6 protein-coding genes are annotated in these 7,182 nt (G+C 34.3%); 4 read left to right on the forward strand and 2 right to left on the reverse strand.

Going from position 1 to position 7,182, the window contains the following annotated elements; all coding sequences use genetic code 11:
• Nucleotides 1–305: 305 nt before the first annotated feature.
• On the forward strand, nucleotides 306–1,823 hold the full coding sequence (gene gpmI, locus VLC96_RS09210) for a 2,3-bisphosphoglycerate-independent phosphoglycerate mutase (RefSeq protein ID WP_325262333.1): 1,518 nt from the start codon (nucleotides 306–308) through the stop codon (nucleotides 1,821–1,823).
• A 116-nt stretch (nucleotides 1,824–1,939) separates the two neighbouring features.
• Here the strand turns inward: gpmI and VLC96_RS09215 are convergent, their stop codons facing one another.
• A complete protein-coding gene (locus VLC96_RS09215) occupies nucleotides 1,940–3,214 on the reverse strand; it encodes an acetyl-CoA hydrolase/transferase family protein (protein ID WP_325262334.1) in 1,275 nt (424 codons plus the stop codon).
• 37 nt (nucleotides 3,215–3,251) lie between these two features.
• A complete protein-coding gene (locus VLC96_RS09220; RefSeq protein ID WP_325262337.1) occupies nucleotides 3,252–4,505 on the reverse strand; it encodes a DUF445 domain-containing protein in 1,254 nt (417 codons plus the stop codon).
• A 303-nt stretch (nucleotides 4,506–4,808) separates the two neighbouring features.
• Between VLC96_RS09220 and map the strand changes: the two genes are divergently transcribed.
• The 3 genes from map to VLC96_RS09235 all read left to right on the forward strand — a co-directional run bounded on the left by map (nucleotide 4,809) and on the right by VLC96_RS09235 (nucleotide 6,953).
• A complete protein-coding gene (gene map, locus VLC96_RS09225; protein WP_325262339.1) occupies nucleotides 4,809–5,627 on the forward strand; it encodes a type I methionyl aminopeptidase in 819 nt (272 codons plus the stop codon).
• A 91-nt stretch (nucleotides 5,628–5,718) separates the two neighbouring features.
• Nucleotides 5,719–6,135 (forward strand): GxxExxY protein, encoded by a 417-nt coding sequence (locus tag VLC96_RS09230; RefSeq protein ID WP_325262340.1) that lies wholly within the window; start codon nucleotides 5,719–5,721, stop codon nucleotides 6,133–6,135.
• A gap of 53 nt (nucleotides 6,136–6,188) precedes the next feature.
• Nucleotides 6,189–6,953, forward strand: coding sequence for a methyltransferase domain-containing protein (locus VLC96_RS09235; protein WP_325262341.1), 765 nt, complete (start codon nucleotides 6,189–6,191; stop codon nucleotides 6,951–6,953).
• Nucleotides 6,954–7,182: the final 229 nt, after the last annotated feature.

Consider the following 7,182-nt stretch of genomic DNA (forward strand, 5'->3'; position numbering starts at 1 on the left):
TATATGAGTTATGTTTTTAAAGTTTGAAAAAAGAAATCAAATAAAATTCAAGGAGGCCTTAATTAAATTCAAAAAAAACTTTACAGTTATATCGTTATAGCTTTTTACAAGAGAAAATTCTCCTTTAAAAAACAATTTATATAGTTGTTTTTTAAAGGTTTTTTTTTGCGTTTTTTTTTACAAAAATCAATTTTTCACAACACATTTTTAGCTATTTGTTGCACTTCTCTTTTTTATGTACAATAGTGGTTTTTACAGACTTCTATTTTTTGCGAAAGCTTTATCTTTGCAAAAAATTTTTCATTATGAACAAAAAAGTAATTTTAATGATTTTAGACGGTTGGGGAAAATCTCCTGACCCGAAAGTTTCTGCAATAGACAATGCAAATGTTCCATTTATAAATAGTCTTTATACTAAATATCCAAATGCACAACTTCGAACTGATGGTCTAAACGTTGGTCTTCCTGAAGGACAAATGGGAAACAGCGAAGTAGGTCACATGAATCTTGGAGCTGGAAGAATTGTTTATCAAGATTTAGCTAAAATTAATTTGGCTGTAGCCAATAAAACACTTGCAAAGGAACAAGTACTTATTGATGCTTTTACTTATGCCAAAGAGAATAACAAAAAAGTACATTTCTTAGGGTTAGTTTCAGATGGTGGTGTTCACTCACACACATCGCATTTACGCGGATTAATTGACGCTTCTCAAGAATACGGATTGGATAAAGTTTTTATTCACGCATTTACTGATGGGCGTGATGTGGATCCAAAATCCGGAAAAGGATACATCCAGGATTTACAAAATTATATTGCTGCGACTCCTGTAAAAATAGCTTCTATTGTTGGTCGTTATTATGCAATGGACCGTGACAAACGTTGGGAACGTGTAAAACTTGCTTATGATTTAGTTGTAAACGGAACAGGCGCAAAAGCCTTGGATCCAGTTGCAGCAATGAGTGCCAGTTATCAAGCCGATATTACTGACGAATTTATTGCTCCTGTAGCAATTGTAGATAACAATAATGATCCTATTGGGACTATTGAAAAAGATGATGTTGTTATTTTCTTCAACTTTAGAACAGACAGAGGTCGTGAGTTGACTGAGGCGCTTTCGCAAAGAGATTTCCATGAGCAAAACATGCACAAATTAAGCTTGTACTATGTAACGCTAACTAATTATGATGAAACTTACGAAAATGTAAAAGTAGTTTACAACAAAGACAACATCACTGAAACATTGGGAGAAGTCTTGTCAAAAGCTCACAAAAAACAAATTCGTATCGCCGAAACTGAAAAATATCCTCACGTAACATTTTTCTTCTCAGGTGGACAAGAAACTCCATTTGAAGGCGAAAGCAGAATCTTGAGAAATTCTCCAAAAGTAGCGACTTACGATTTGCAGCCAGAAATGAGCGCTTATGAATTAAAAGATGCTTTGGTTCCGGAATTGAATAAAGGAGAAGTTGATTTCGTATGTTTGAACTTTGCCAATGGTGACATGGTTGGACATACAGGAGTTATGAGCGCAGCCATCAAAGCTTGTGAAGCTGTAGATGCTTGTGTAAAAGAAGTTGTTGAAGCTGCTTTGGCAAATGATTATACCACTATCATCATCGCTGACCACGGTAACTGCGAAACGATGATCAATCCTGACGGTTCTCCAAACACAGCTCACACAACGAATCCAGTGCCAATTATTTTAGTTGACAAAGAATTGAAAAACATCAACAATGGTGTTTTAGGAGATATCGCTCCAACAATCCTTGAACTAATGGGAGTTGAGCAACCAGCAGCAATGACTTGTCATTCTTTATTATAAAATATAAAACCAACCACTTTTTATATAACAGAGGGTGTGAAATTAATTTTTCACACCCTCTTTTTTATTCTAATTATATAATTTATTTTAGATCTAAAACGTAGCAGATTAGCAACTTATAGCTTATCTAATAAATAAAAATATTCTTTCTCTATATTTTCCTGATGATCAGGATGCGCAATCCGAACCAATTCGGCAGCGCGTTGTTTGAGTGATTTTCCTAACAAATCGGCAATACCATTTTCGGTAATTACATATTGGATATGACCACGAGTTGTTACCACTCCAGCGCCTTGTTTTAAAAACGGAACGATTCGGCTTTGACCGTTTTTAGTAGTAGAAGGCAATGCAATTATTGCTTTACCACCATCACTCAAAGCAGCACCACGCATAAAATCCATTTGTCCTCCAACCCCCGAATACATTCGTGGCCCAATAGAATCCGCACAAACTTGTCCCGTTAAATCTACTTCAATTGCCGAATTGATTGCAATCATTTTTGGATTTTTTCTAATTCGAGCTGTATCATTAACAAACGAAGATTCTCTTAATTCAATAAAGGGATTATCATTTACAAAATCATACAAACGTTTGGAACCTAATAAAAAAGTTGATAGTACTCTGCCTCTCAATGAGCCTTTATAATTACAATTAATCACATCACTTTCAATCAAATCAATCACTCCGTCCGAAAACATTTCGGTGTGTAATCCTAAATCTTTATGATTCGTTAATTTGCTTAAAGCCGCATTAGGTATGGAACCAATTCCCATTTGCAGCGTACTTCTATCATCGATCAAAGAAGCAATGTAACCTCCAATTTTATCTTCTACTTCGGTAAATGGTTCTATTTGATGAGTAAAAATTGGAACATCTACTTCAACCAAATAATTCAACTCGAGGATATGAATAATTCCGTCCCCAAAAGTTCTGGGCATTTGTGGATTTACCTGAGCGATGACAATTTTAGCATTCTCAATAGCCGCGACTGTAGCTTCAACTGAAACTCCTAGCGAACAATATCCATGCTGATCTGGTGGCGAAACATGAATAAAAACTACATCTAACGGAATTACATTTTTTCTAAACAAATAAGGAAGTTCACTAAGAAAAACTGGAGTGTAAGAACCATTTCCTGCTTTTAAAGTATGACGGACATTCCCACCAATAAAAAAGGAATTCACATGAAAGCTTTCGGCTAATTTGGGATTGGCGTAGCGGGCTTCTCCTTCTGTATGTAAATGACAGATTTCTACATTTCGCAACTCCGAAGCTCTTTCTGTCAAAGCATTTGTCAATACTGTCGGCGTTGCTGCAGCAGCTTGCAAATACACTCTGTCTCCCGATTTTACTAATTTTACAGCTTCTTCAGCAGTGATATATTTCCCCATAAATTATTTCATAATAAAAATCAAAACCTCAAACTTTTTAAATAAACATGTGCAAAATACATTCAAAAAAATAAATCAAAAGACCAACCAATCCACCAACTAGCGTTCCATTGATTCTTATAAACTGAAGATCACTTCCAATTTCCAATTCTAATTTTTTGGAAACTTCATCTGTATTCCAACTTTTTACTGTCGAAGAAATTAAATCGCCAATCATTTTCTTGTTATTGATAAGTACTGACAGCACATCATTTTTGATAAAGTTATTAATTTTTGTCATCAATACATGATCTTCTTGAATTCCCCGACCAAAACTCTGAATCATATTGGCAATACTTTTTTTAATCGAAGATTCTTCTTTAAATGCCAAATCATTAGCAATCGAGGTTTTAACTTCCTCCCAAATTCCGGCGATATAATTCTGAACTTCTTTTTTTTGTGTAAATCCAATAACCAAATCATTGACTTTTTGTTGCATCTCAGCTGATTGACCAAGCTCGGCAATAAAATTGAGTACATAGTCATTCACTTTCAATCGTATAGCGCTGTCTTTCATACTTGCCTGTATCAGAAAATCGTACAATCCGTTGAAAATCCCTTTGGTTATTTTTTTGTCTGCCAAGCCAAAAGACAAAAATGGCGTCGAACTTTTGACTTTTTCCTCTATCAAATGTTTGTTATTTTCTAATTCGATAATAAGCGTTTTTAAAACATTGGTTACTAATTCCTCTTGTTTTTCGCTTTTCGCCAAAGATTCCAAACCTAGTGCCATCCATTCGGCAAAATTCACTTTGCTTAGTTGTCCTTTAAATTGTGTTTGTATAAAGTTTTGTACTTCTTTATCATCAATTGTTTTTAAAACTCCAGGGATTACATTTTCGATTATCAAATCGGCAACGAGATTGACATTCTTTGCATTAATCAACCAATCCGAAGCTTTTATTGCAACATTAAACTGCTCGATTTTTACCTCTAATTTTTCGCGCACCAAAAATTCCTCTGACACAAAACTTCCTAAATTTTCCCCTATTGCATCTTTATTGTTAGGAATCAAAGCCGTATGCGGAATAGGAATTCCCAACGGATGCTTAAACAAAGCCACTACAGCAAACCAGTCGGCAATACCACCAACCATGGCCGCTTCGCTGAAAGCTTTTAACCAAGGTAATTTATAAATATTACCAATTACAAAAAGTACAACAGCAAATCCCAAAAGAATAAGTGCATTTCTTTTCATTTTAGCCAAATCCTTTACTTTTTTATTATTTTCCTGTTCTATAGTTGATTCCATGGATTTTATAATTATTCTCTAGCTAATTTAAGCATTTAAAATTACTTCAAATTCTAAAAATTAAACAATGCATTCAAAGACAACTATTTAATAAACTAATTTCCATTCAATTCATTTCTCAAAAAAAAAAGCATCGCAAAGTTTAAGGACTTTTGGTTGCGATTTCGCGACTTTGAGAGAAAAAAAGAAAGTTTACTAATAAATACAGTTTTTCCATTGCATTTTTAACTAAAAATTAAAACAAAGCCAAGCTTTAAGAAATAATTATAAAAGTGTATTTTTGCAAACTGAAAATTTGAAAACATGATTATTCAAAAAACCCGCGAGGAAATAGAATTAATGCGCGAAAGTGCCTTAATCGTATCAAAAACATTAGGAATGATTGCTTCTGAAATAAAAGAAGGAGTTACCACATTATATCTGGACAAAAGAGCCGAAGAATTCATTCGTGATCACGGCGCTGTACCAAGCTTTTTGGGACTTTATGGATTCCCAAATTCATTATGTATGAGTCCAAATTCTCAAGTTGTACACGGAATCCCGAACAACAAACCATTGGAAAGTGGAGATGTAATTTCGGTAGATTGTGGTGCTTTCAAAAATGGTTTTCATGGAGATCACGCTTATTCTTTTGAGATTGGCGAAGTAGCTCCTGAAACTAAAAAATTACTTCAAGTTACCAAAGAATCTTTATATGTTGGAATTCGCGAGTTGCGTGTTGGAAATCGTGTTGAAGATGTTGGAAATGCTATTCAAAAATATACAGAAGCCCACGGTTATGGTGTGGTTCGTGAATTAGTTGGTCATGGTGTTGGACAAAAAATGCACGAAGACCCTGAAATGCCAAACTATGGCAAAAAAGGTCGCGGTAAACTTTTAATCGAAGGAATGGTCGTTGCCATCGAGCCGATGATTAATATGGGAACTAAAAACATCAAGCAACACAAAGACGGTTGGACAATCACAACTGCTGACGGAAAACCTTCTGCCCATTTTGAACATGATGTCGCAATCATTGACGGGAAACCTGAGATTTTGTCGACTTTCTACTATATCTACAAAGCATTGGGAATCGTGAGTAATGAAGAAGATGAGTTTAGAAAAATGCCTTTGGTTGTTTAAACACTAATTACACGAATTGGCACAAGTTATTTCACGGAGATTCACAGAGACAGCACAGAGAATCGCAAAGATTTAAATCAAAAATCAATTGATGGAAGGAAATGAAAATTTAGAATTAAACGAAGAATTAAACGCACTTTCCTACAAAGTCATTGGATTAGCAATTGAAGTACATCGCGAATTAGGGCCAGGACTTTTAGAATCTGCTTATCAACAATGTCTTTATTATGAAATTAAAAAAGCGGGTTTAAAAGTCGAAAAAGAAATAACTCTTCCAATAATTTATAAAGATATTGAACTTGACCAAGGCTACAGAATTGATTTACTAGTTGAAGACAAATTAGTAATTGAATTAAAAACCGTCGAAAGCTATACATCAGTGCATTTTGCACAGATACTCACCTATTTAAAATTGGGTAATTATCCATTTGGGCTATTAATCAATTACAATTCAAAAATTTTAAGAAACAATATAAAACGTTTTATTAATTCGAATAGAAACATTTAAAAAAACTCTGCGAATCTCTGTGATCGCTTTGTGAATCTCTGCGTAATAACCCTATGAAAAAACTCTTTAAACTTATACTCAATACAATCCCTCGTCCGCTATTAATTCGTTTGAGTTATGTGGCGCGTCCTATTATTGCATTTTCATTAAAAGGAAATAAATTCACTGATCCTATTGACGGAAAAAGTTTCAAATCAATGTTGCCTTACGGGTACGAAACACAACGCAACAACGTGCTTTCGCCAAGTACGCTTTCGCTAGAGAGACATCGTTTGTTATGGTTGTATTTGAATGAGCAAACGGATTTTTTCACTGCTCCAAAAAAAGTATTGCACTTTGCTCCGGAACAGGCTTTTTATAAATTATTTAGAAAGCAAAAAAACTTGGATTATACTACAACCGATTTGTTTTCGCCTTTGGCAGATGTAAAAGCTGATATTTGTAATTTGCCTTTTGAGGACAATCAATATGATGTTATCCTCTGCAATCACGTATTGGAACACATTCCGGATGACACCAAAGCAATGCAGGAATTATACAGAGTTTTAAAACCTGGTGGAATGGCGATTTTGCAAATTCCGCAAGACTTAAAAAGAGCGACTACATTTGCTGATGATTCTATTACCGATCAAAAAGAACGTGCTAAAATATTTGGCCAATATGACCACGTTCGTATTTATGGCCGAGATTATTTTGACAAATTAAGAAGTATTGGTTTTACAGTAGTCGAGGAAGATTATACCAATAAAATAGCTCCCGAATTGGTAGAAAAATATTGTTTAGCAAAAGGGGAAATCATTCCAGTTTGTTTTAAATAAATTTTACCTACAAATTAGCAAAAAAAATCATTACGCAGAGTCACACTGAGAATTCACAGAGATACGCAGAAAGAAAAATTTAGTTGAGAAAAAAATCTCTGCGAATCTTTGTGTTTTCTTAGCGAATCTCAGCGAAATAGAAAAAGTGCAAATCCTAATAACCCAATAGACCGTTTTTTTTTGGAAAATAATCTCCACTTCCAATTCTGTTTTGATATTAGTTTTGAAG

The organism is Flavobacterium sp. (assembly GCF_035456085.1).
Classification (GTDB): Bacteria; Bacteroidota; Bacteroidia; order Flavobacteriales; family Flavobacteriaceae; genus Flavobacterium.

Excerpts from the sequence above, each read along its gene's own strand:
- gpmI (WP_325262333.1), top strand. The coding sequence starts at position 306 with ATGAACAAAAAAGTAATTTTAATGATTTTAGACGGTTGGGGAAAATCT.
- VLC96_RS09215 (WP_325262334.1), bottom strand. The coding sequence starts at position 3,214 with ATGGGGAAATATATCACTGCTGAAGAAGCTGTAAAATTAGTAAAATCG.
- VLC96_RS09220 (WP_325262337.1), bottom strand. The coding sequence starts at position 4,505 with ATGGAATCAACTATAGAACAGGAAAATAATAAAAAAGTAAAGGATTTG.
- map (WP_325262339.1), top strand. The coding sequence starts at position 4,809 with ATGATTATTCAAAAAACCCGCGAGGAAATAGAATTAATGCGCGAAAGT.
- VLC96_RS09230 (WP_325262340.1), top strand. The coding sequence starts at position 5,719 with ATGGAAGGAAATGAAAATTTAGAATTAAACGAAGAATTAAACGCACTT.
- VLC96_RS09235 (WP_325262341.1), top strand. The coding sequence starts at position 6,189 with ATGAAAAAACTCTTTAAACTTATACTCAATACAATCCCTCGTCCGCTA.